We start from the raw sequence: 21,132 nt of genomic DNA, 5'->3' as shown, positions 1-21,132 counted from the left end.
CTGGACACACGTCCGCCGACACTGGACGTCACTCGTCCGGTAGAGCGCTCTCGTCGGAGAGAGCGACGCGATGGCGTACCTTTATGCCCTCCTTCGCCATGTGTGAACTCATGCCAGACAGTGACATCGTCGGACCCCCGTCCGACGAGTGGGACCGATATCGGGGCGCGCCGACGGGGACGGACCTCGAGTGCGAGGGCTGGCGCCAGGAAGCCGCCTTCCGCCTCCTGAACAACAACCTGGATCCGGAGGTCGCGGAGCGCCCCGAGGACCTCGTCGTCTACGGCGGGGTCGGACGAGCGGCACGCTCCTGGGACGCCTACGACACCATCCTCGCCGAGTTGCGCGACCTCGGCGACGACGAGACGCTGGTCGTCCAGTCGGGCAAGCCCGTCGGTCGCGTCCGGACCCACGAGCGCGCACCACGGGTCCTCATCGCGAACACCAACATCGTGAGCAAGTACGACACGTACGACCACTTCCGGGAGTTCGAGGACGCCGGACTGACCGTGATGGCGAACTACACGGCCGGTTCGTGGGCCTACATCGGAGCACAGGGCGTCCTCGAAGGGACCTACGAGACGCTCGCGGAGTGTGCACGCCAGCACTTCGACGGCACCCTCGCGGGGCGTGTCGTCGTCACGGCTGGCCTCGGCGGCATGGGCGGCAACCAGCCCCTGGCGGTGACGATGAACCGCGGCGCGTGTCTGGTCGCCGAGGTGAGCCAGGAACGGATCGACCGCCGCATCGAGGAGGGTTACTGCCAGGACGCGACCGACGACGTCGACGACGCGATCGACCGGGCGTGGGCAGCGGCCGAGGACGGCGAGGCGTACAGCGTCGCCGTCCGCGCCAACGCCGTCGACCTCCTGGAGCGACTGTGCGAACGCGACCGCGTCCCGGACGTCCTCACGGACATGACGACCGCACACGACGAACTCGAGGGGTACTACCCGGCGGGATACACCGCCGCGGAGGCCGACCGCCTCCGCGAGGAGGACCCCGACCGGTACGTCGCGGCGAGCCTCGACACCATGGAACGGCACGTCGACGCCATGCTCGCCCTCCAGGAGCGCGGGGCGGCCACGTTCGCTTACGGGAACAACATCCGCGGGAAGGTCGCCAGCGAGCGCGGCCGGGACGACGCGTTCGAGATTCCGGGGTTCGCACCGGCGTACGTCCGGCCGCTGTTCTGCCGGGGACGCGGTCCCTTCCGCTGGGTCGCACTCTCGGGGGAGGAGGCGGACATCGCCCGGACGGACGAACTCGTCACGGAGATCACCGACGACGAGGCCCTCCACCGGTGGATCGAACTCGCCCAGGAGGAGGTCGAATTCCAGGGACTGCCCGCCCGCGTCTGCTGGCTCGGCTACCGCGCCGGCGACGACGGGCTCTCCGAGCGCGCCCGCTTCGCGCTCCGGGCGAACGACCTCGTCGCCGAGGGCGAACTCGCCGCACCCATCGTCGTCACGCGCGACCAGCTCGACGGGGGGAGCATCGCCAGCCCGAACGAGGCCACCGAGGACATGAAGGACGGCTCCGACGCCATCGCCGACTGGCCGATACTGAACGCCCTGCTCAACTGCGCGGCCGGGGCCGACATCGTCGCCGTTCACGGGAGCGCGGGCGCGGTCGGCGAGGTGACGAGCACGAACAACCACGTCGTGCTGGACGGGAGCGACCTCGCCGCCGAGAAGGCCCGGCGCGTGTTCGACGCCGACCCCGCGTCGGCGGTGTTCCGCCACGCCGACGCCGGCTACGACGACGCGATAGCGGAGGCCGAGGCGTCGGGCGTCCACGTTCCGATGCGCGAACGAGGTGACGACCGGTGACTCACGACCTGGTCGTCGCGAACGGGACGGTCGTCTCGCCGGAACAGGGTCGCTTCGAGGCCGACGTGGCGGCCGACGACGGCCGGATAAGCCGCATCGCCGCTCCGGGCACCCTCTCCTCGGCGGGCGAGACCGTCGTCGACGCCACCGACCGGCACGTCCTCCCGGGCGTCGTCGACCCGCACGTCCACCACGGCCTCTTCCGGCCCCTGGCCGAGGAGGCGGACACGGAGTCGCGCTCCGGTCTGGTGGGCGGCGTCACGACCGTGGGCAACATCTTCCGACGCGGCGAGCCCTACGCCGAGGTCATGGACGACTACGTCGCGGCCGCCGAGGAGAACTACCGCCACGACTACTTCTTCACGCTCGGACTGCTGTCCGACCGCCACGTCGCCGAGATACCCGACGTCGTCGACGAGTACGGCATCACGTCGTTCAAGTGGTACGGCAACTACAAGCTCCAGGTGGCAGAGCGGTTCGACCTGGAGCGGAACCTCCTCGACGACGTGGCGGACCGGTTCGTCAGGCGACTGGCCGACCTGGACGGTCCGACCACGCTCGCGTACCACGCGGAGAACGCCGAGATAACCCAGCGACTGAGCCGCGACCTCCGGGAGGCCGGCGCGGACGGCTACGAGGCCATCGTCGAGAAGTTCCCGGGCTACGCCGAGGCGCAGGCGGCGGTCGCGGGAGCGAACCTGGCCAGACAGCACGGCTACGACGACGACTTCTACGTGGTCCACGTCAGTTCGCGGCGCACCGCCAGCGATATCGCCGATCTGCAGTCGCTCGGCTACGGCGTGACCGCCGAGACCTGCACCCACTACCTCGCGCTGACGTGCGACGAGTGCGACCAGCGGATGCGCATCAATCCACCGGTCCGCTCGCAGGCGGACCAGGACGCCCTGTGGTGTCACCTCCGGGACGGGACCATCGACTGCGTCGGCACCGACCACATCGCCAACCGCCGCGACGAGAAGGTCGGCGAGGACATCTGGGACGGGCGCTGGGGGTCGCCGTCCAGCGCCACGATGCTCCCGCTCGTGCTCTCGGAGGGGGTCCACGAGGACCGCATCTCGCTCGAACGCGCCGCCGCCGTGACCAGCACGAACAACGCGAAGGCGTACGACCTCTACCCCCGCAAGGGGACGGTCCGCGTCGGCAGCGACGCGGACCTGGCAGTGGTCGACCTCGAGGAGACCCGGACGGTGACCCCGGACCTGCTCCAGAGCCACGCCGACTACACCATGTACGACGGGTGGACGGTGACGGGGTGGCCCACCCAGACCATCGTTCGGGGGACGCTCGCGTTCGACCGCGGCGACGTCGTCGCCGACCCCGGTCACGGCACCCACGTCGACCGACCGCTCGCCGGTGGCAGCACGTGACGTGCGACGGACACCGCCGGCACACCGGTCTGTTCCGGTGTTCGTCGGTACAGTCGGGCTGACGCGATGGGCATTCTCCGGGGGACCTGTCCGCAACACTCCACGATTCCCGACACCGTCGCGTGAACAGGGTGAGCAACGCGAACCGTCGGCGGGAATCGGTCGTACCAGTATCGGGTCCGCTGCGTACGGGTGCGCGACGACTGCTGGCACGGACCTCGTCCCGCAGTCCCCACTGACCCGACCGCATTACCGGGTAGCGGGTGCGCATCCCCGTCTCGGCTCGGAGCGACGAGTCGAAACGCCCATACTGGCGAGGTGGCAAGCGTCGATGTCGATGGATCGGGGAGGCGGGAAGTCGATTGGACATCGTTCGGTCGCAGCCTGGCATTACAACTCTACTGGCGTAAAGACAAATGTGTTTTATATGATAGGTTTATGAATACACCATTAATATTCGGCTCAAAGTGACAATCCTGCAGCCAGTTGATGCCGCAGACGTCGCGGGTGACGTACGCAGCGCGCCGATGGTGCTGGCGGCCGGTCGATGATGACGGACGAGTCCCACACGCCCGCGTCGGCGACTTCTGCACTCGATCGAGGCTGCAGAAACGGGGGGATAGCGAACGACGCGAGCGATCCGGTACTCCCATCGACGGGAGAGCCCTCGACGTTCGTTGTGTGGTTCTGTCAGGACGTGCCACGTATATGCCAATAGTTAACAGTGTTCGTGCCGCGTCTCGGGCGTGACGGTCATCGATACCGGCGACGAGAGCGAGGCGCTCTCGGGCGACCCCGGCCTCTCCACGATGCTCGACCTCCCGTTCCCGTCGGTCGTCCGGGCACCGACGTGACCGTCGCCGGTCCGCTCGACGCCGGGCGAGGGACCGCCGGCGCGGTCACCCCCTGACGGTCTCCCCCGGCGTCGCGCCGGTTATCTCGCCGTCGCGGACGACCGCCGTCCCGTCGACGAAGACGTCGTAGATACCCCGGGGATACTGCTTCGGGTCCTCGTACGTCGCCGGCGACGCGACCGCTTCGGGGTCGAAGACCACCAGGTCGGCGTCCATCCCCGGGCGGACGATGCCCTTCCGCGAGAGGCCCATCGACCGCGCGGGGAGCGCGGTCATCTTCCGGACCGCCGTCTCCAGGGAGAGGCGGTTCTCCTCCCGGACGTAGGTCCCCAGGACCTTCGGGAACGAGCCGTACACCCGCGGATGGGGTTTCCCGCCGAACAGCCCGTCGGTGATGACGTTCACCCGCTCGGAGGCGAGGATGTCACGGACGTCGTCCTCGTCGATGAAGTGGTTGAGGATGCTCACGCCCAGTTCCTCCTCGGCGAGCAGGTCGCAGACGGCGTACACCGGATTCGTGTCGCGTTCGGACGCGACGTCTGCGATGGAGGACCCTTCGAGGTGCTCGTTCTCCGCGGACTGGACGTTCGTGACCACGACGTTGTCCCACCCGGAGTACGCTCCGGGGTTGTCCCAGCCCTCGATGCGGTACTCCTCTATGTCCCGCCTGATCCGCTCGCGGGCGTCCTCGTCGCGGAGGTAGTCGAGCGCGCCGTCCGGCCCCTTCGCGTGGACCCACGGCGGCAACACGTAGGAGAGGAGCGTACTGGAGGCAGTGTAGGGATACTGGTCCGCGGTGAAGTCAACGCCGCGTTCCCGGGCGGTTTCGACGAGTCCCAGCGCGCGGTCGGTCTTCCCGTGCTGCGGTGGCCCGCCGAGTTTGAAGTGCGAGAGGTGGAGCGGAACGTCCTCGGTCGCGCCGAGGTCGACGAACTCGTCGAGCGCCTCCCAGATGCCACCGCGTTCGCTCCGGACGTGCGCGACGAACGGACGGCCGTACGGCCGGAGTTCGGCGACGAGTTCACGAAGCTCGTCGGTGTCCGCGTACGAACACGGCGTCAGCACCAGCGCGGTCGACAGTCCGAGCGCGCCGTCGTCCAGCGCGTTGCGGACGAGGCGACGCATCTCCGACAGTTCGTCCTCGGTGGGGTCCCGGTCGGCCATCCCCATCACCTCGAAGCGCACCGTCCCCTGGCCGACCAGCGTGGCGACGTTCGGGGCGACGCCGTCGGCAGCCACGGCGTCGAGGTACTCGTCCACGCTTCCCCACGTCCACTCGCGGTCGGTCGAGCCGGCGAGGCCGCTCAACTGCTCGGCCCACTCCTCGGCGGCGCCGTCGCGGTGGAGCGGCGCCATGGAGAAGCCGTCCTGGCCGAGCACCTCGGTGGTGATTCCCTGACGTATCTTCGGCGCGAGCGTCGGGTCCTCGAACAGGCGGAGGTCGGAGTGGGAGTGCGTGTCGACGAACCCCGGACAGAGGACGTCGTCGTCCACGTCGACCCGTTCGGCCGCGTCGACGTCCGGTTCGCGGACCCGTTTCGTGAACGCTATCTCGCCGTCCCGGACGCCGACCGACCCGCGGTACCACGGCACTCCCGTTCCGTCCACGATTCGTGCGTCGACGAAGACCGTGTCGACCGACATGCACTGACGGACAAGTGGTGGGGGTAAAAAGGTAGGCCAGGACGGCACTCCCAGCGGCGGCGGGCGAACAGCGCGGCAGCCCCCCGTTCGGCGTCCGTCCCGTCGGCGGCTCTCGGCACGGCGTTCTCGTCGCCCGTGTCACGCGATAGCTGCGTTCTGGATGCGCTCCAGATGACCGTATCTTTATACGTCCCGTCATCGCACGTTGCCATCATGCGTACCAGTGACACGCAGGGGGGCCAGCGACGATGACGGTCACCGTCGACGGCTCGCTCGACGTCGGCGACGTCGTCGCCGTCGCGCGGAATCGAGAACGGGTCGCGCTGGACGAGCAAGCCCGCGAGACGATGACGGAGAGCCGGCGGGTCGTCGACGACATCGTCGACGCGAACGACCGACCGGTGTACGGGGTGAACACGGGGTTCGGCGACCTCTACGACGTCGCCATCGACCCGGCCGACGGCCGGACGCTCCAGGAGAACCTCCTCGCGGCGAACGCGACGGTCGGCGAACCGCTCCCGGTCGACGAGGTGCGGGCGGCGATGCTCGCCCGTGCGAACGTGTTCGCGACGGGCTACTCGGGCGTTCGGCCGACCGTCGTCGACCGGCTCTGTGACTGCCTGAACGCCGGCGTCCACCCCGTCGTCGGCGACGGGGGGAACAGCGACGACTACGGTGCGAGCGCGGGCATCGGGTACGTCCTGACTGGCGAGGGTGAGGCGTTCCGCGACGGCCGACGCCTGTCCGCCGACGAGGCGCTGCGCGAGGCGGACGTCGACCCGCTCGCGCTCGAACCGAAGGAGGGGCTAGCGTTGATGGACGGCCCGGGGCTGATGACCGGTCGGCTCGCGCTCGCGGTCCACGACGCCGGCGAACTCCTCGCTGCCGCCGACCTCGCCGGTGCATTCACGTTCTCGCTCGTCGGGCAGATGCCCAGCGCGTTCTCCGAGCGCGTGACCGAGGTCCGTCCCCACGAGGGTGACGCGACCAGCGCGAGGGTGGTCCGGGAGGTGCTCGACCTGGACCCCGAACGGGACGCGACCGTGGCACAGGACCCGCTCTCCATCCGGACCATCCCGCAGGTCCACGGGGCCGCCAGGGAGGCGCTCGCGAAGGCACGGTCGGTCGCCGAGACGGAACTGCGGAGCGCGGCCGACAACCCGCTGGTGTTCCCGGACGGCGTCGTGCTGTCCAACGGCGGGTTCAACGGCCAGCACGTCGCTGCCGCCGCCGACGCGCTCGCGAGGGCACTCGTGAAGGTCGGTCACGTCGTCGAACGACGGGTCCACCTCTACGTGCAGGGCCGGGGGTCGTCGCCGCCGTTCGTGGCCGCGAACCCTGGTCTCGAACAGGGACTGGTACGGGCGCACTACTCGGCGGCGTCGCTCGTCCGCGAGGCGGCGACGCTCGGTACGGCGAGCGACCGGACCTCGATCGTCTCCGGCGGCCAGGAGGACGTCCAGAGCATGGGGACGATCGCGACGGACCACCTGGCGACGACGGTCGAGAAGCTTCGGGCCGCGGTCGCCGTCGAACTCCTCGCTGCGATCGAGGTTCGACGCATCGCCGACGTGAACCTCTCACCTCGCGCGGACGCCATCGTCGACGGCCTCGCCGGCCGGATCGACGAGGAGGAGACGACTCGACGGATCGACGCCGCCGCGACGCTCGTGGCCGACGGGACGGTGTCGTCGCTCGCGCGCGACGAAGGAGTTGACCTGCCGTGACCCAGGCGACAGCGACGCCGTGACCCAGGGTGGCGAGCCAGCTAGTCGGCGCGCGTCCCGTCGCGTCGGACCTCCTCGACGAGCGCGCGCCGTTTCAGCAGCGCGAACCCGGCCACGATGACGACGAAGCCGGCGACCATGGACGGTGTGACCGGTTCGTCCAGGAGCGCCCACCCCGCCACCGTCGCGACGACCGGCGTGAGGTACGTGACGAGGTTCATCTCCAGGGCGGTGAACCGGCGGAGCATGGAGAAGTACATCGCGTAGGCCAGGGCGCTGGACGCGACGCCGAGGTACACCGTCGCCAGGACGACGGCGACCGGGATGGTCGCGTCGGGGACCCGCTCTCCGGTCGCGAGGCTTCCCGCGTGCAGCGTGAGTGCGCCGACGACCATCGCCCACGCGGTGAGCGGCGTGCTCGAGAGCGACGTCGACCACCGCCGGACGAGGACGGTCCCCAGCGCCGTCGCGACGGCGGCGACGAACACGATCCCCGTCCCGACGACGGTCGATGCGAGGAGGGTCGTCGCGTCGGGACCGACGAGGATGGCGACGCCCAGGAGGCCGAGCAGGACGCCCAGAAGCCCCAGCGACGTCGGGCGTTCGTCGGGCAGGATACCCCAGGCGAAGGCGACGGTGAGCAGCGGGATCAGCGAGAAGACGATGCTCGCGACGCTCCCGGTGGTGAACTGCTGGCCGACGAAGCCGAGGCCGTTGCCGAGCGCGACGAACTGGCCGAGGTTGCGGTAGCGAGACACGCGTCCGATCCGTGCACGCGAGCGGTGCTGTTCGCTCGGCGACCCCGATCGTCTGCGGATACGCCGCGAGACGTGCAAGAATTGTGTTGGGCCGGGACTTCATCCTTTGCACGGGGGTCGGAGATTCCCCGACCGTGGATTTATTACGTTTGTGATTCTCTACCACACTATGAGTTCAGGGAGGACGCCCCCCGACGAGACGGAGGTCCTGATCGTCGGTGCCGGCATCGTCGGTTGCAGTACCGCCTACCACCTTGCCGAGCGTGGCCGCGAAGACGTCACCGTGGTCGACCAGGGACCGATCCCCGAGACGGGCGGGTCGACCGTCCACGCTCCGGGCGGTCTCGTCCAGACGTCTGCGAGCAAGCTGATGAGCGAGTTCGCACAGTACTCACAGGAACTCTACACCGACCTCGGCGGCTTCGACGCCGACGGATTGCTGGAGCTCGTCTCCTCGCCCGAGCGGCTGGACCAGGCCCGACGGCTGGCCGACTACGGTCGCTCCTGGGGCGTTCGCGGGGGCGAGGTCCTCTCGCCCGAGGAGGCGACCGACCTGAATCCGCTCGTCGACGAGGGCGAGATCCTCGGCGCGTACTACAGCCCCGACGACGGACTGATGCGCACCGTCGAACTGCTGGAGGCGCTGGCCGACCGCGCCCGGAGCGGCGGCGCGACGTTCCACGAGCACACGACGGTGACGGACGTCGAGACGGAAAACGGCGCGGTGCAGACCGTCGTCACCGACCGCGGGCGCATCGCCTGCGACGAACTGCTCGTCGCGAGCAACATCTGGGCGCCGCTGTTCGGCGAGATGGCCGACGTCGACGTCCCGCTGGTTCCGTGCGAGCACCAGTACGTCGTCACCGAGTCGTTGCCCGAACTGGAGGGAGCCGACGAGGAGGCGCACCTGACGGGGCTCCGGTACCAGGAGGCGTCGCTCTACTTCCGCCAGCACGGGGAAGGGTACGGCGTCGGCTCGTACAACCACGCGCCGCGACTCGTCGACCCGCACGACCTGCCCGACCTCCAGGAAGCACCGGAGTCGACGCCCGTGTACGACTACTTCGTGGGGAAAGAGCAGGACCGCGACCCCATCCGGATGATGGCGAACCAGCCGTTCCGCGAGGACGACTTCGACGACGCCTGGGAGGACGCGCGTCGTCTCATCCCGGCGCTCTCGGGCGCAGAGGTCGACCGGTCGTTCAACGGCGTCTTCGCCTTCACGCCAGACGGCATGCCCCTCGTGGGCCAACCAGAGAGCGTCGACGGCCTCTGGATCGCCGCGGCGGTCTGGTTGACCCACGCCGGCGGCGTGGGGCGGGCCATGGCGGAGTGGATGGACGAGGGCTACCCCCGAACGAACCTGCTCGGTGCCGACGTCAACCGCTTCCAGGAGCACGCCGGCAGTCGACGGTACGGCTGGGACCGCAGCGCCTACGCCTACGACACCGTCTACGACCTGGTTCACCCGCGCGAACCAGCGACGGCAAACCGGGGACTTCGAACGGGGCCGTTCTACGACCGCCAGACTGCCCTCGACGCCGAGTTCTACGCCGCCGCGGGCTGGGAGCGGGCGCGGTGGTACGGTGCGAACGAGGGCCTGCTGGACGCCTACGGCGACCAGATCCCCGAGCGGTCGGGATGGGAGGCGCAGTTCTGGTCGCCGGTTGAGGCCGCCGAACACCTCGCGGTCCGCGACGGCGTCGGGCTGTTCGACCTCTCGAACTTCACCAACGTCGACGTCACCGGGCCGGGCGCGCTGGATTTCGTCCAGCGGGTCTGTACCAACGCCATGGCCATCGACGTCGGCGACGCCCGGTACACGCTGCTGTGCACCGAGCGAGGCGGCATCCTCGGCGACGCGACGGTCGTGCGGCTGGCCGAGGAGCGATACCACGTGCTCGCCAACAGCGGGGCGGCCGGCACCGAGCAGCTCGCGTGGCTCCGCGAGCGGGCCCCTGACGACGGCTCGGTGACCGTGACCGCCGACGTCTCGGGCCGGTGTGCGGTCGGCGTCTGGGGACCGGACGCCCGCGAGATGCTCGCGCCGCTGGTGGAGGCGGACCTCTCGAACGACGCCTTCCCCTACTTCACCGGCCAGGACACCTACCTCGAAGAGGTGCCCGTGACCGCGCTTCGGGTGTCCTACGTGGGCGAGCTGGGCTGGGAGCTGCACACGGGGACGGAGTACGGCCGCAAGCTCTGGGAGTACCTGCAGGAAGCAGGAGCGGAGTACGACGCGGTGGCGATGGGCGACGGCGCGCTCGACACCATGCGCCTCGAGAAAGGCTATCCGCTGGTCGGCGTGGACATCTCCCCCGAGTACGACCCGTTCGAGGCGGGACTGGACTTCGCGGTCGACATGGACACCGAGTTCGTCGGCCGCGAGGCGCTGCAGGCGGTCGCCGACGAGGGGCCCAACCGGACGCGCACCGCCGTGACGCTCGACGCCCCGGATGCGGTCGTGTTCAACGGCGCACCGGTCTTCGTCGACGACGAGACCGTCGGGTACGCAGCGAGCGCAGACTACGGCTACAGCGTCGGCCGGGGCATCGTCTCCAGTTACCTCCCCGTCGAACACGCCGACCCGGGGACGAGCGTGGTGGTCCAGTACGAGAACGAGCGCTACCCCGCGACGGTCCGCGAGGAACCGCTGTTCGACCCCGGCCGCGACCGACTGCTCCGGTGAGAGGACCCGCACAGCGCCGATTGTTGACGTTTCGCAGACATTATTCTTATTGTCCAGACAAGAGAAGCCCACGTGACGCATGACAGGAGCTAACAAACCACCCGATCGGACCGGGACGGTCATCATCGGCGCAGGAATCGTCGGATGCAGTACCGCCTACCACCTCGCACAGCGCGGCCGCGGTGACGTGACCGTGCTCGACGCGGGACCCATCCCGAAGACGGGGGGCTCGTCGGTGCACGCACCGGGCGGGCTCTTCCAGACGACGCCGAGCAAGCTGATGGCCAACTGGGCGCAGTACACCCGGGAACTGTACACCGACCTCGGGGCGTTCGACGCGGTCGGCGGGATCGAGATCGCCACGACCGACGAGCGGATGGAGTTCCTCGACCGGCGGATGGACCAGGCGACGGCGTGGGGAATCGACGGCGCGGAACGGCTGACGCCGGCAGAGGTCGCGGACCGCGTCCCGCTCGTGGACCCGGACGCGATCCGCGGCGGGTTCTACGTCCCCACTGACGGCCGGATGAACAGCGTCGACCTGCTGGACGCACTCCGGCAGGGTGCGGAAGACGGCGGTATCGAGTTCCACGAGCACAGGGCGGTGACGGACGTCGAGACGGCGAACGGCGGAGTCAAGGCCGTCGTCACCGACCGCGGTCGCATCGCGTGCGACGAACTGCTCGTCGCAGGCAACATCTGGGCACCGCTGTTCGGCGAGATGGTCGACGTCGAGATTCCGCTGACGCCCTGTGAGCACCAGTACGCCGTCACGGACGAACTCGACGTCCTGTCCGACGCCACCGAGGACGTCGACCACCCGTTCCTCCGCCACCAGGACGCCGCGATGTACTTCCGTCAGCACCGGACGGGCTACGGTATCGGCTCGTACAACCACGAACCGCTGCTCGTCGACCCGCACGACATCGACGACCGCGAGGATGCGATGGAGGAGTCGCCCGTGTACGACTACGTTCCGGGTCGTGGGTCGAATCACGACCCCATCCGGATGCCGTCGACCCGACCGTTCACCGAGGAACACTTCGGCGACGCCTGGGCGGAGACCGTCCGCGTGCTCCCGGACCTCGACGGCGCGTCGGTCGAGAAGGCGTACAACGGAATGTTCTGTTTCACGCCCGACGGCATGCCGATACTGGGCGAGGCGCCGTCGGTCGACGGGTTCTGGGTCGCCGCGGCCGTCTGGCTGACCCACGCCGGCGGCGTCGGGCGGACGGTGGCCGAGATGATGGACGCGGGTAGCGCGAGCGAGAACGTGGTCCCCGCGCACATCAATCGCTTCCAGCCCCACTCGGGGAGCGAGACGTTCGTCCGCGACCGGGGATACCGCCAGTACGACACCGTCTACGACGTCGTCCATCCGCGGGAGTCGGCGGTCACGAATCGGGGGCTCCGCACCGGCCCGTTCTACGGCCAGCAGTCCGCCCTGGACGCCGAGTTCTACGAGGCCGACGGCTGGGAGCGCGCGCGGTGGTACGGCGAAAACGAGAGCCTGCTGGACCGCTATGGCGACCAGATTCCCGAGCGGACGGGGTGGGAGGCGCGGTTCTGGTCGCCGATCGAGGCCGCCGAACACCTCGCGGTCCGCGACGGCGTCGGGCTGTTCGACCTCTCGAACTTCACCACAATCGACATCGAGGGGAGCGATGCGGCCGAGTTCGCACAGCGCGCGTTCACGAACGACATGGCCATCGACGTCGGGGACGCCCGATACACGCTGCTGTGCAATCCTCGGGGGAACGTCCTGGGCGACATGACGGTCGTGCGCCTGGCCGAAGACCGATACCACGTGCTCGCCAACAGCGGCGCAGCAGGAACGGAACAGCTCGCCTGGCTGCGCGAGCAGGCCGACGGCGACGACGCCGTCTCGGTCACGAACCGCGTCTCGTCCAGGGCCGGCGTCGGCGTCTGGGGACCGGACGCCCGCGAGTTGCTCGCGCCGCTGGTGGAGGCGGACCTCGCGAACGACGCCTTCCCCTACTTCAGCGCCCAGGACACCTACCTCGAAGAGATACCGGTGACCGCACTGCGCGTGTCCTACGTGGGCGAACTGGGCTGGGAGCTGCACACGGCGACGGAGTACGGCCGCAAGCTCTGGGAGTACCTCTGGGAGGCGGGCCAGGAGTACGACGCGGTGGCGATGGGTGACGGCGCACTCGACACCATGCGCCTCGAGAAGGGGTTCCGGCTGTACGGCACGGACCTGACGACGGAGTACGACCCGTTCGAGGCGGGACTCGGCTTCGCGGTCGACATGGACACCGAGTTCGTCGGCCGCGAGGCGCTCACGGACGCGGCAGACGGCGCGGTCGAGAAACGACTCGCCTGTCTCACGCTGGACGACACCGACCGCGTGCCGACCGGTGGCGCGCCGGTCCTCGACGGTGCCGGGACCGTCGGCTACACGACGAGCGTCGGCTACGGGTACAGCGTCGGTGCACCGATCGCCTACGGGTACGTCTCGAACGAGTACGCCGAGGCGGGGACGAGCGTTGCGGTGCAGTACGAGAACGAACGCTACCCCGCGACGGTCCGGGAGGAGCCACTCTTCGACCCCGAGCGCGAGCGCATCCTGGGCTGACCATGGCTGACCCCGACGCCAGATTCGAGACGCTCGCGGTCGGCGGAGACGACGACCGGGACCGCCGAGCACCGACCGACGTCGTCGACCCGTTACACCTCTCGACGACGTACACGTGGGACGAACTGGACAAGGACGCCATCGCCTACGAGTACTCGCGCATCGAGAATCCGACGCGGGACGCACTGGAGGAGCGACTCGCCGCGCTCGAAGGCGGCGAGCACGCCCGCGCGTTCGCGTCGGGCACCGCGGCCATCTTCACCGCCGTCCTGACGCAGGTCGGTGCGGGCGGTCACGTCGTCGCGTTCGACGACCTCTACAGCGGCACGGAGCGGATGCTCTCGGAGCTTTTCGCCGCCCACCTCGACGTGGACGTCTCCTACGTCGACGCGCGGGACGCGGCGAACGTCGCCGACGCCGTCCGTCCCGAGACGGGGCTCGTCTGGCTCGAGACGCCGACGAACCCCATGCTGCGGCTGTGCGACGTCGAGGCGAACGCGGCCGTCGCCCAAGAGCACGGGGTGCCGCTGGGTATCGACAGCACGTTCATGAGCCCGTACTTCCAGCAGCCGCTCGACCTCGGTGCGGACCTGGTCGTCCACAGCACCACGAAGTACCTGAACGGTCACAGCGACTCCAACGGTGGCGTCGTCGTGACGTCCGACGACGACGTCGCGGAGTCGCTGTCGTTCGCACAGGGCATCGGCCTCGGGAACCCCCTCTCGCCGTTCGACGCGTTCCTGGTCACCCGTGGGCTGAAGACGCTGGCGCTTCGGATGGAGCGCCACGAGGAGAACGCACTCCGCATCGCGCGCTTCCTCGACGACCACGAGCGCGTTCGCAGGGTCCGCTATCCCGGCCTGGAGAGCCATCCACAGCACGACCTCGCGCGCCGACAGACGTCCGGGTTCGGAGGGATGCTCTCGTTCGAGTTCGACGGGAGCCAGGCCGAGACGGCGGCGTTCGTCGACCGCCTGGAGGAGTTCTCGCTCGCCGTCAGCCTGGGCGGCGTCGAGTCGCTGGTCGAGGTACCGTCGCTCATGACACACGACGAGGTCACCGGGACTGACGCGGACGACATCCCCGAGACGCTCGTCCGCGTGTCGGTCGGCGTCGAACACGCGGCGGACCTGCTCGACGACCTCCGCTCTGCGTTCCCCGATTGATGCGGGCGACCGTTCCACCATCCGTCGGCGCGGTGACAGAACTTTTTTCGTTCCGTTCGCCCACCTTCCGGTATGAGTTTGGTAACCCTTCCCGAGCGTGCCGACGTCGTCGTCGTCGGCGGCGGCATCATGGGGACCAGCGCGGCGTACTTTCTCACGACCGAGACGGACCTCGACGTCCTGCTGGTCGAGAAGGACAAGATAGCCAGCGGTTCGACGGGCGATTCGTCGGCCATCCTCCGCCACCACTACGGCCCGAAGGAGATCTACGCGAAGACCGCGTGGTGGAGCCACCGATTCTACCGCGAGTTCCAGGAGCGGACCGGGGAGGCGATCGCCCACGCGGACAGTCCACTGGTACGGTTCGGCGTCGAGGGGACGCCGGAAGGGGAGTACGCCGACGCCGGCGGCGACGTGCTCTCGTCGCTCGACGTCCCGGTGACGAAGTACGACGCCGACGAGTTCGACGAGCAGTACCCGATGCTGGACCTGGAGGGAGTCGACTTCGCGGTGAGCGACGACGCCGCGGGCTACTCCGACGGGACCGACGCGGCCGGCGGGTTCGCGCGGGCGGCCCAGGACGCGGGCGCGACGGTCGTCACCGGCGTCGCCGTCGAGGACTTCGTAGTCGAGGACGACGCCGTCGTGGGCGTCGAGACGAACGACGGGGCTGTGGCCGCCGAGACCGTCGTGGTCGCCGCGGGGCCGTGGACCCCCCGATTGATGGCCCGGCTCGGCGTGGACGTCCCCATCGAGCGGACGCGGGAACAGGTCCTCGTCCTCGACCCACCCGAAGGGTTCGCCGAGGAGTACCCCGACCTCGTACCGACCACTGGGGCGCCGGGCGGGGACTGGTACATGCGCTCCGACTTCGGCGACGGCGTCCTCGTCGCAACCCATCACACGGACGAGACGGTGAACCCCGACCGATACGACGGGTCGCCCGACCAGGAGACCACCCTCCAGCTCCTCGACGAACTCGAAGGGTTCGCCCCCGAACTCGCGGAGTCGAGGGTCAAGGGCCAGTACTGCGGCGTCTACTCGACGACGCCCGACCACGACTTCATTGTCGACCAGGTGGGCCCCGACGGCTGTTTCGTCGCCTGCGGGTTCTCCGGGCACGGGTTCAAACACGGGCCCGCCGTCGGACGCATTCTCACCGACCTCGTGACGGAAGGCGACACCGAGTTCGTCGACGTCGACCACTTCTCGCTCGACCGCTTCGAGGACGGCGCGGCGGGTCACGGCGGGCCGGGCGACAAGATCTGACCGGGCGAGCGCGCCACCGACGGTGACGCGGAGCCGTCGACGGCGGAGCGCCCACCGCGCCCAGGGTCGACAGCCACCACGGGACCGACCCGCCCCGAACGCTCGGACGGCGCAGCCGCGAGCAGTCGCACCCGTACGTCAGTGTACATATCTTTCTTTCGGGCCAAGAATTTATATCCGATGCGGCAGTCTCCATGATAGTGAGCAACAAACATGGGGGAAGATGAGCGAGAGGAGTATCTCGATCAGGCAGACGACCGCACAGGTGACGTCGACGACCCGCTCCTCGCGGAGATCCAGCAGTCGATCATCGACCTCGACGAGGATCGGACCGAGGAGCTGACGCTCGAAGCGATCGACGAGGGCTACAGCCCCCTGGACATCCTCCAGGATGGGCTGACGAAGGGCGTCAAGACGGTCGGCGACAAGTTCGGACGCGGCGAGGTGTTCCTGCCCGAACTGGCGATGTCGGCCGACTGCATGCGGGCCGGCGTCCAGCACGTCGACCCGCTGCTGTCGGAGATGGACCTCGGCGACGAGGACACCGGCGGTCTCGTGGTCATCGGAACGGTCGACGAGGACATCCACAACATCGGCAAGAACATCTTCGTGACGATGCTGAAGGCGAACGGCTTCGACGTCGTCGACCTCGGCGTCGAAGTACCGAACGAGGAGTTCATCGAGGCCGTCAGAGAGCACGACCCCGACATCCTCGGGATGTCCGCGCTCATGACCATGACGATGGACCATCAGGAGGAGGTCATCGAACTGCTCGAGGACGAGGGGCTCCGTGACGACGTCAAGGTGATGGTCGGCGGCGCGCCCACCTCCCCGGAGTGGAAGGAGGAGATCGGCGCCGACGGCTACGGCGACAACGCCGACGTTGCTGTGAACCGTGCGCTGGAACTCGTCGAAGGCGAAGAGGAACAGGAAGACGTGCGCCATCGACAGACCGGCTGACGGCGTCACGGACCGGTTGAGAAGGCGTTCTCGCAACGGCACCGTGTCACGCAATAACTTTTTGCACGGAGGCATGGACCAACTGTACGTATGAGCGACGAGCCAGCGGTCGACTTCTCCCCGATGGACGAGCAGATCTCGGTCTCGGAGGGGACGACGCTACTCGACGCGGCCGAGGCCGCCGGGATCAGCGTCGAAGCGCTGTGTGGGGGCCAGGGGATGTGTGGCACCTGCAAGATGATCGTCGACGACGGCGAGGAGTGCCTCTCCGACCGCAGCGACGCCGACGAGTTCGTCCTCTCCGCCGACCAGCTCGCCGACGGCTATCGCCTCTCCTGTCGAGCCGAGGTGGAGTGCGGACCGGTCCGGTCGACGGTTCCCAGCTCCACGCAGAACACGGGCGGCATCGTGCTCACGGAAGGCCGCGAGATGGCGGTCGACCTCGACCCCGCTGTGAAGCGATACCACGTCGAACTGTCCGCGCCGACGCTCGAGGACAACGTTGCCGACCGCGAGCGCGTCCGCCAGGGACTCGACGCCACGTACGACCTCACGGTCGAGGAGTTCGACCACCTGACCCACCGCAGCCTCCCGAACGACCTGCGGGCGGGCGAGGTCGAGGACGAGGACGCGCTCGACGTGACTGTCACGGTGTACGACGACCAGGAGGTCATCGACGTAACGCCCGGCCTGGAGGAGACGGCGTACGGCCTGGCGATCGACGTCGGGACCACCACGCTCGCGACGTACCTCGTCGACCTCCGAACGGGCGAGACCGAGGCCGTGAGTTCGCAACTGAACCCCCAGACCACGTTCGGCGGCGACATCATGACCCGGGTCCGGTACACCCGGCGCAACGAGGACGGCCGCGACGAGTTGCAGGGCGCGATCCGGGACGGAGTGAACGAGTGCATCGAGGAGGTGACCGCCGAGGCAGGCGTCGGCAGGGACGAGATCTTCGAGGCCGTCTTCGTCGGGAACACCGCGATGCACCACCTCTTTTTGGGTATCGAGCCGTCCTACGTGGCGGGGTCGCCCTACGTCGCCGCCAACCACGCGCCCGTCGCGGTCAAGGCGCGCGACCTCGACGTCGACATCCACGACGGCGGCTACTGCTACTGGCTCCCGATAAGTGGCGGCTGGGTCGGCCCCGACAAGGTGTCGGTACTGCTCGTGTCCGGCCACCACGAGGAGGACGAGACGACGGTGTGTATCGACATCGGGACGAACGGCGAGATATCGGTCGGTAACGGCGAGAAGATGTGGGTGACCTCCGCCCCTGCAGGCCCGGCCCTCGAAGGTGCCGAGATCACCCACGGACTCCGCGCACAGCAGGGCGCAATCGACCAGGTCGACGTCGACCTCGACACCCGGGAGCCGACGCTCGGAACCATCGGCGACGCCGCCCCGAACGGGATCTGCGGGTCGGGGGTGATCGACGCTCTCGCGGCCCTGTTCGAGGCCGGCCTGGTCGACCGCCGGGGACAGTTCAGAGAGGAGGTGATGGATCACCGGCGCGTCCGTCGCAACGACGACGACGTCGTCGAGTACGTCCTCGCCTTCGACGAGGAGACGGCCGTCGCGGGCGACGTCGTGTTGACGCAGAACGACCTCCGGGAGATCCAGATGGCCAAGGCGGCCATCCAGGCGGGGACACTCGTTCTCGTGGACGAACTCGAAATCGAGCAGGTCGACCGCGTCGTCCTCGCCGGCGGTTTCGGCAACTACATCGACCCCGAATCGGCGATGACGATGGGCCTGTTCCCGGACGTCGAACTCGACAGGGTGGAATCGCTGGGCAACGCCGCCGGCATCGGGGCGAAACTCGCCCTCCTGGACGGCGAGCGCCGCGCGGATGCCGAACGCATCGTCGACGAGATCGAGTACTACGAGATCGCCGGCACCGACGTCTTCCGGGACAAGTTCCTGGAGTCGATGTACCTACCCCACCAGGACTTCGACGCCTATCCCCACGTCAGGGAACGGATCGAGACGCTTCGCTCGGTCGACGACGTCAGGACGATGGACGACTGACGACGCCGACCGTGGTGGACGTCCCGTGGGCGAGAGACGTCCGCGGGACGGCAACTCCGAACGCAACGACGAAAGGCGCTCGGGGCGCAGTGGTCCCGTCCGATGCCGTTCGTTTAAGTTGGGCACCGTCGAAGGTCGACCGTGATCGGCGTCGTCGCGTGCGAAGCGCTCTACAACGTGATCGAACGGCACGCCCCGGAGGCGACGGTCCGGTACGTGCCGCCGGACCGCCACGAGTTCCCGGTGAACGTCCCGGACGAGACGGCGGTGTCGCGCGTCCTGCAACGGCGAATCGAGGCCGTCGACGACCCCTCGCTCGACCGGATCGTGGTGGCGTACGCCGACGACGGCGAGAACCTCACCGGCCTCCGCTCCGGGCACGCACCCCTCGTGGTCGCCCGGTCGGCGGACTGTCTCTCGACGTTCCTCCCGGAGTCCGGGTCGGGCGTCGGCAGCGAACGGAAGGAGTTCGGAACGTACTACCTCTCGCGGGGCTGGATCGACTGCGCCGTCGACAGTTACAAGCTCCACTGCGCCTACGTCGGCGGAGAACGCGACCTGGTCGACCGGTTCGGACGCGCCGAATCGTCGCACGACGACCTGCGGTTCACGTGGAACGAGGGGAAGCTATACGAACGGGCACTCGACGCCCAGGAACGGGTGACCGGCGACCAGGTCGGCCGCTTCGTCCACCGCATCGTCCAGTACTACGACACCGTCACGCTGCTCGACACCGGCGACCTCTATCCGCTCCACCACGAGTACGCCGAACGGTTCCGGGCGTTCCTCGAACGACTGTCGCGAGATCACGGCGACGGACACGAGGTCGAACTCACCGTCACCGACGCCGACGACGCTGCGCTCGGGGCGCTCCTCTCGTCCGACCCGGACGAGGTCGAGTCGGGACGCGGCGAGAGATACCCGCCCGGGACACCCGTGGTCAGCTAAATACGGCGGGTTGAGCGATGAGAAGATATAAAGCCGTCGTGACCGACACTGTGTGTGATGTTCACGTTTGACGAGGAACAGGAGGTATTCGAGATCGGTGGCGTCACGCTCGGGGGCCAGCCCGGAGAACACCCGACGGCGATGGTCGGCAGCATCTTCTACAAGGGAGATTCGATCCTCGACGACCCCCAGACCGGCGAGTTCGACGAGGAAGCCGCCAGGGAAGCGATCCGGGAGGTCGAGCGACTCTCCGAGCGGACGGGCAACCCGGCGATTCTCGACGTCATCGGCGACAGTCCCCAGGCGCTCAAGAAGCACGTCGACTTCGTCGCCGAGGAGACGGACCTCCCGATGTTCATGGACGGACCGACGCCGACGATCAGGTCCGAGGCAGCGAAACACGTCGGCGAGATCGGCATCCAGGACCGGGTGATCTACAACTCGATCGAGTCCTCGACGAAGGAGGTCGAGATCGAGATCGAAGCGATACAGAACGCGGGTATCGAGACGGCCGTGCTCCTCAGCATCGACACGCAGAACCTCACGCTGCAGGGGCGGTTCGACGCACTCGAGAAGAACCTGGAGGTCGCCGAGGAGGCCGGCATCGAGAACGCGATGGTGGACCCCGCGGTCATCGACATCCCCGACGCAGGGTTCGCCGCCAAGGCGATCTACGAGATCAAGGACCGCTACGGCATCCCGGCCGGCTGTTCGCCCCACAACGAGGTGGTTCGCTGGGAGATGGCCGACCCGATGAGCGGCGACTCGCGACAGCTTCGCCAGGCCGTCGCGAACGCCTCGATCATCTTCATGGGCGCGGATTTCAACCTCTACGGGACGATTCACAGCGCCCCCGAGATGTACGAGGTGGTGTCGATGGCCGACGCCTACGTCGGGTACGGTGCGCAGATGGGCGAGCGCCGGCGGCCGTCGAGCGACCACCCGCTGTTCAGCATCTTCCGGAAAGGCGACAGCTGAACATCGTCGACACCCCCTCAGCGACGACGTCGCTCGAAGCGCCTCGAAACGGTTGCCGGTGGTGCGGTGGGAACTCCTCGCACCTCGCGCGACGAAACTGGCGCTCCGGCCGGTCGGCGGACAGTGTCCAGATGTCGTTACTCGACTCTCGGACGAACGCCCGTTCCGATCGGCGAACCGTTCCCGGATGGCGTGCCCCCACAGCGGGCGTGCACTTCTGCGCCGTGCTGTACCGGACGTCCGTGCACGAACGACCAGCGACTGCAGTGGCGTGCATCCCCGTCAC

General features: G+C 68.5%; 13 protein-coding genes. 11 read left to right on the top strand and 2 right to left on the bottom strand.

Annotated features, from left to right (window positions below; translation table 11 throughout):
* Positions 1-110: 110 nt before the first annotated feature.
* Together hutU and NKT36_RS18780 are read left to right on the top strand one after the other, a co-directional pair.
* Positions 111-1,832 (top strand): urocanate hydratase, encoded by a 1,722-nt coding sequence (gene hutU, locus NKT36_RS18785; protein WP_327053963.1) that lies wholly within the window; start codon positions 111-113, stop codon positions 1,830-1,832.
* On the top strand, positions 1,829-3,220 hold the full coding sequence (locus NKT36_RS18780; RefSeq protein ID WP_327053962.1) for a dihydroorotase: 1,392 nt from the start codon (positions 1,829-1,831) through the stop codon (positions 3,218-3,220). Before hutU ends, NKT36_RS18780 begins: the two co-directional genes overlap by 4 nt.
* Before the next feature lie 899 nt (positions 3,221-4,119).
* Here NKT36_RS18780 and NKT36_RS18775 read toward each other — a convergent pair.
* Complete coding sequence (locus NKT36_RS18775; protein ID WP_327053961.1) at positions 4,120-5,718, bottom strand: N-acyl-D-amino-acid deacylase family protein; 1,599 nt, start codon at positions 5,716-5,718, stop codon at positions 4,120-4,122.
* A gap of 248 nt (positions 5,719-5,966) precedes the next feature.
* Here NKT36_RS18775 and NKT36_RS18770 point away from each other — a divergent pair, with 248 nt between their 5' ends.
* Positions 5,967-7,445 carry an HAL/PAL/TAL family ammonia-lyase gene (locus NKT36_RS18770; protein WP_327053960.1) on the top strand — a complete coding sequence of 493 codons (1,479 nt, stop codon included), beginning with the start codon at positions 5,967-5,969 and terminating at the stop codon, positions 7,443-7,445.
* Positions 7,446-7,486: 41 nt separating this feature from the next.
* Here the strand turns inward: NKT36_RS18770 and NKT36_RS18765 are convergent, their stop codons facing one another.
* Positions 7,487-8,203: a DMT family transporter gene (locus tag NKT36_RS18765; protein ID WP_327053959.1), complete on the bottom strand. Its 717-nt coding sequence runs from the start codon at positions 8,201-8,203 to the stop codon at positions 7,487-7,489.
* Positions 8,204-8,372: 169 nt separating this feature from the next.
* On the opposite strand from NKT36_RS18765, the gene NKT36_RS18760 reads away from it, so the two are divergent.
* The 8 genes from NKT36_RS18760 (at position 8,373) to NKT36_RS18725 (ending at position 20,846) form a co-directional block, all read left to right on the top strand.
* Complete coding sequence (locus tag NKT36_RS18760; RefSeq protein WP_327053958.1) at positions 8,373-10,892, top strand: GcvT family protein; 2,520 nt, start codon at positions 8,373-8,375, stop codon at positions 10,890-10,892.
* Between the two features lie 79 nt (positions 10,893-10,971).
* A complete protein-coding gene (locus NKT36_RS18755) occupies positions 10,972-13,491 on the top strand; it encodes a GcvT family protein (protein WP_327053957.1) in 2,520 nt (839 codons plus the stop codon).
* 2 nt (positions 13,492-13,493) lie between these two features.
* On the top strand, positions 13,494-14,657 hold the full coding sequence (locus tag NKT36_RS18750) for a trans-sulfuration enzyme family protein (protein WP_327053956.1): 1,164 nt from the start codon (positions 13,494-13,496) through the stop codon (positions 14,655-14,657).
* Between the two features lie 72 nt (positions 14,658-14,729).
* A complete protein-coding gene (locus tag NKT36_RS18745) occupies positions 14,730-15,926 on the top strand; it encodes an NAD(P)/FAD-dependent oxidoreductase (protein WP_327053955.1) in 1,197 nt (398 codons plus the stop codon).
* A 213-nt stretch (positions 15,927-16,139) separates the two neighbouring features.
* Positions 16,140-16,886, top strand: a complete 747-nt coding sequence (locus tag NKT36_RS18740) for a cobalamin B12-binding domain-containing protein (protein WP_327053954.1) — start codon at positions 16,140-16,142, stop codon at positions 16,884-16,886.
* 90 nt (positions 16,887-16,976) lie between these two features.
* Positions 16,977-18,920, top strand: coding sequence for an ASKHA domain-containing protein (locus tag NKT36_RS18735; RefSeq protein WP_327053953.1), 1,944 nt, complete (start codon positions 16,977-16,979; stop codon positions 18,918-18,920).
* A 141-nt stretch (positions 18,921-19,061) separates the two neighbouring features.
* Positions 19,062-19,868, top strand: coding sequence for a DUF1638 domain-containing protein (locus NKT36_RS18730; protein ID WP_327053952.1), 807 nt, complete (start codon positions 19,062-19,064; stop codon positions 19,866-19,868).
* A 57-nt stretch (positions 19,869-19,925) separates the two neighbouring features.
* Positions 19,926-20,846: a tetrahydromethanopterin S-methyltransferase subunit H family protein gene (locus NKT36_RS18725; protein WP_327053951.1), complete on the top strand. Its 921-nt coding sequence runs from the start codon at positions 19,926-19,928 to the stop codon at positions 20,844-20,846.
* The last annotated feature ends 286 nt before the right edge of the window (positions 20,847-21,132 follow it).

It is taken from the genome of Halomicrococcus gelatinilyticus (assembly GCA_024227995.1).
Classification (GTDB): domain Archaea; phylum Halobacteriota; class Halobacteria; order Halobacteriales; family Haladaptataceae; genus Halomicrococcus; species Halomicrococcus gelatinilyticus.
Note: the sequence above shows the minus strand (reverse complement) of the source record. Positions and strands in the feature narration are given on the sequence as shown.

What these genes read in the sequence shown, in the direction of transcription:
- NKT36_RS18760 (WP_327053958.1), top strand. Translation starts at nt 8,373, where the DNA reads ATGAGTTCAGGGAGGACGCCCCCCGACGAGACGGAGGTCCTGATCGTC.
- NKT36_RS18740 (WP_327053954.1), top strand. Translation starts at nt 16,140, where the DNA reads ATGGGGGAAGATGAGCGAGAGGAGTATCTCGATCAGGCAGACGACCGC.
- NKT36_RS18755 (WP_327053957.1), top strand. Translation starts at nt 10,972, where the DNA reads ATGACAGGAGCTAACAAACCACCCGATCGGACCGGGACGGTCATCATC.
- NKT36_RS18725 (WP_327053951.1), top strand. Translation starts at nt 19,926, where the DNA reads ATGTTCACGTTTGACGAGGAACAGGAGGTATTCGAGATCGGTGGCGTC.
- hutU (WP_327053963.1), top strand. Translation starts at nt 111, where the DNA reads ATGCCAGACAGTGACATCGTCGGACCCCCGTCCGACGAGTGGGACCGA.
- NKT36_RS18735 (WP_327053953.1), top strand. Translation starts at nt 16,977, where the DNA reads ATGAGCGACGAGCCAGCGGTCGACTTCTCCCCGATGGACGAGCAGATC.
- NKT36_RS18770 (WP_327053960.1), top strand. Translation starts at nt 5,967, where the DNA reads ATGACGGTCACCGTCGACGGCTCGCTCGACGTCGGCGACGTCGTCGCC.
- NKT36_RS18745 (WP_327053955.1), top strand. Translation starts at nt 14,730, where the DNA reads ATGAGTTTGGTAACCCTTCCCGAGCGTGCCGACGTCGTCGTCGTCGGC.
- NKT36_RS18750 (WP_327053956.1), top strand. Translation starts at nt 13,494, where the DNA reads ATGGCTGACCCCGACGCCAGATTCGAGACGCTCGCGGTCGGCGGAGAC.
- NKT36_RS18775 (WP_327053961.1), bottom strand. Translation starts at nt 5,718, where the DNA reads ATGTCGGTCGACACGGTCTTCGTCGACGCACGAATCGTGGACGGAACG.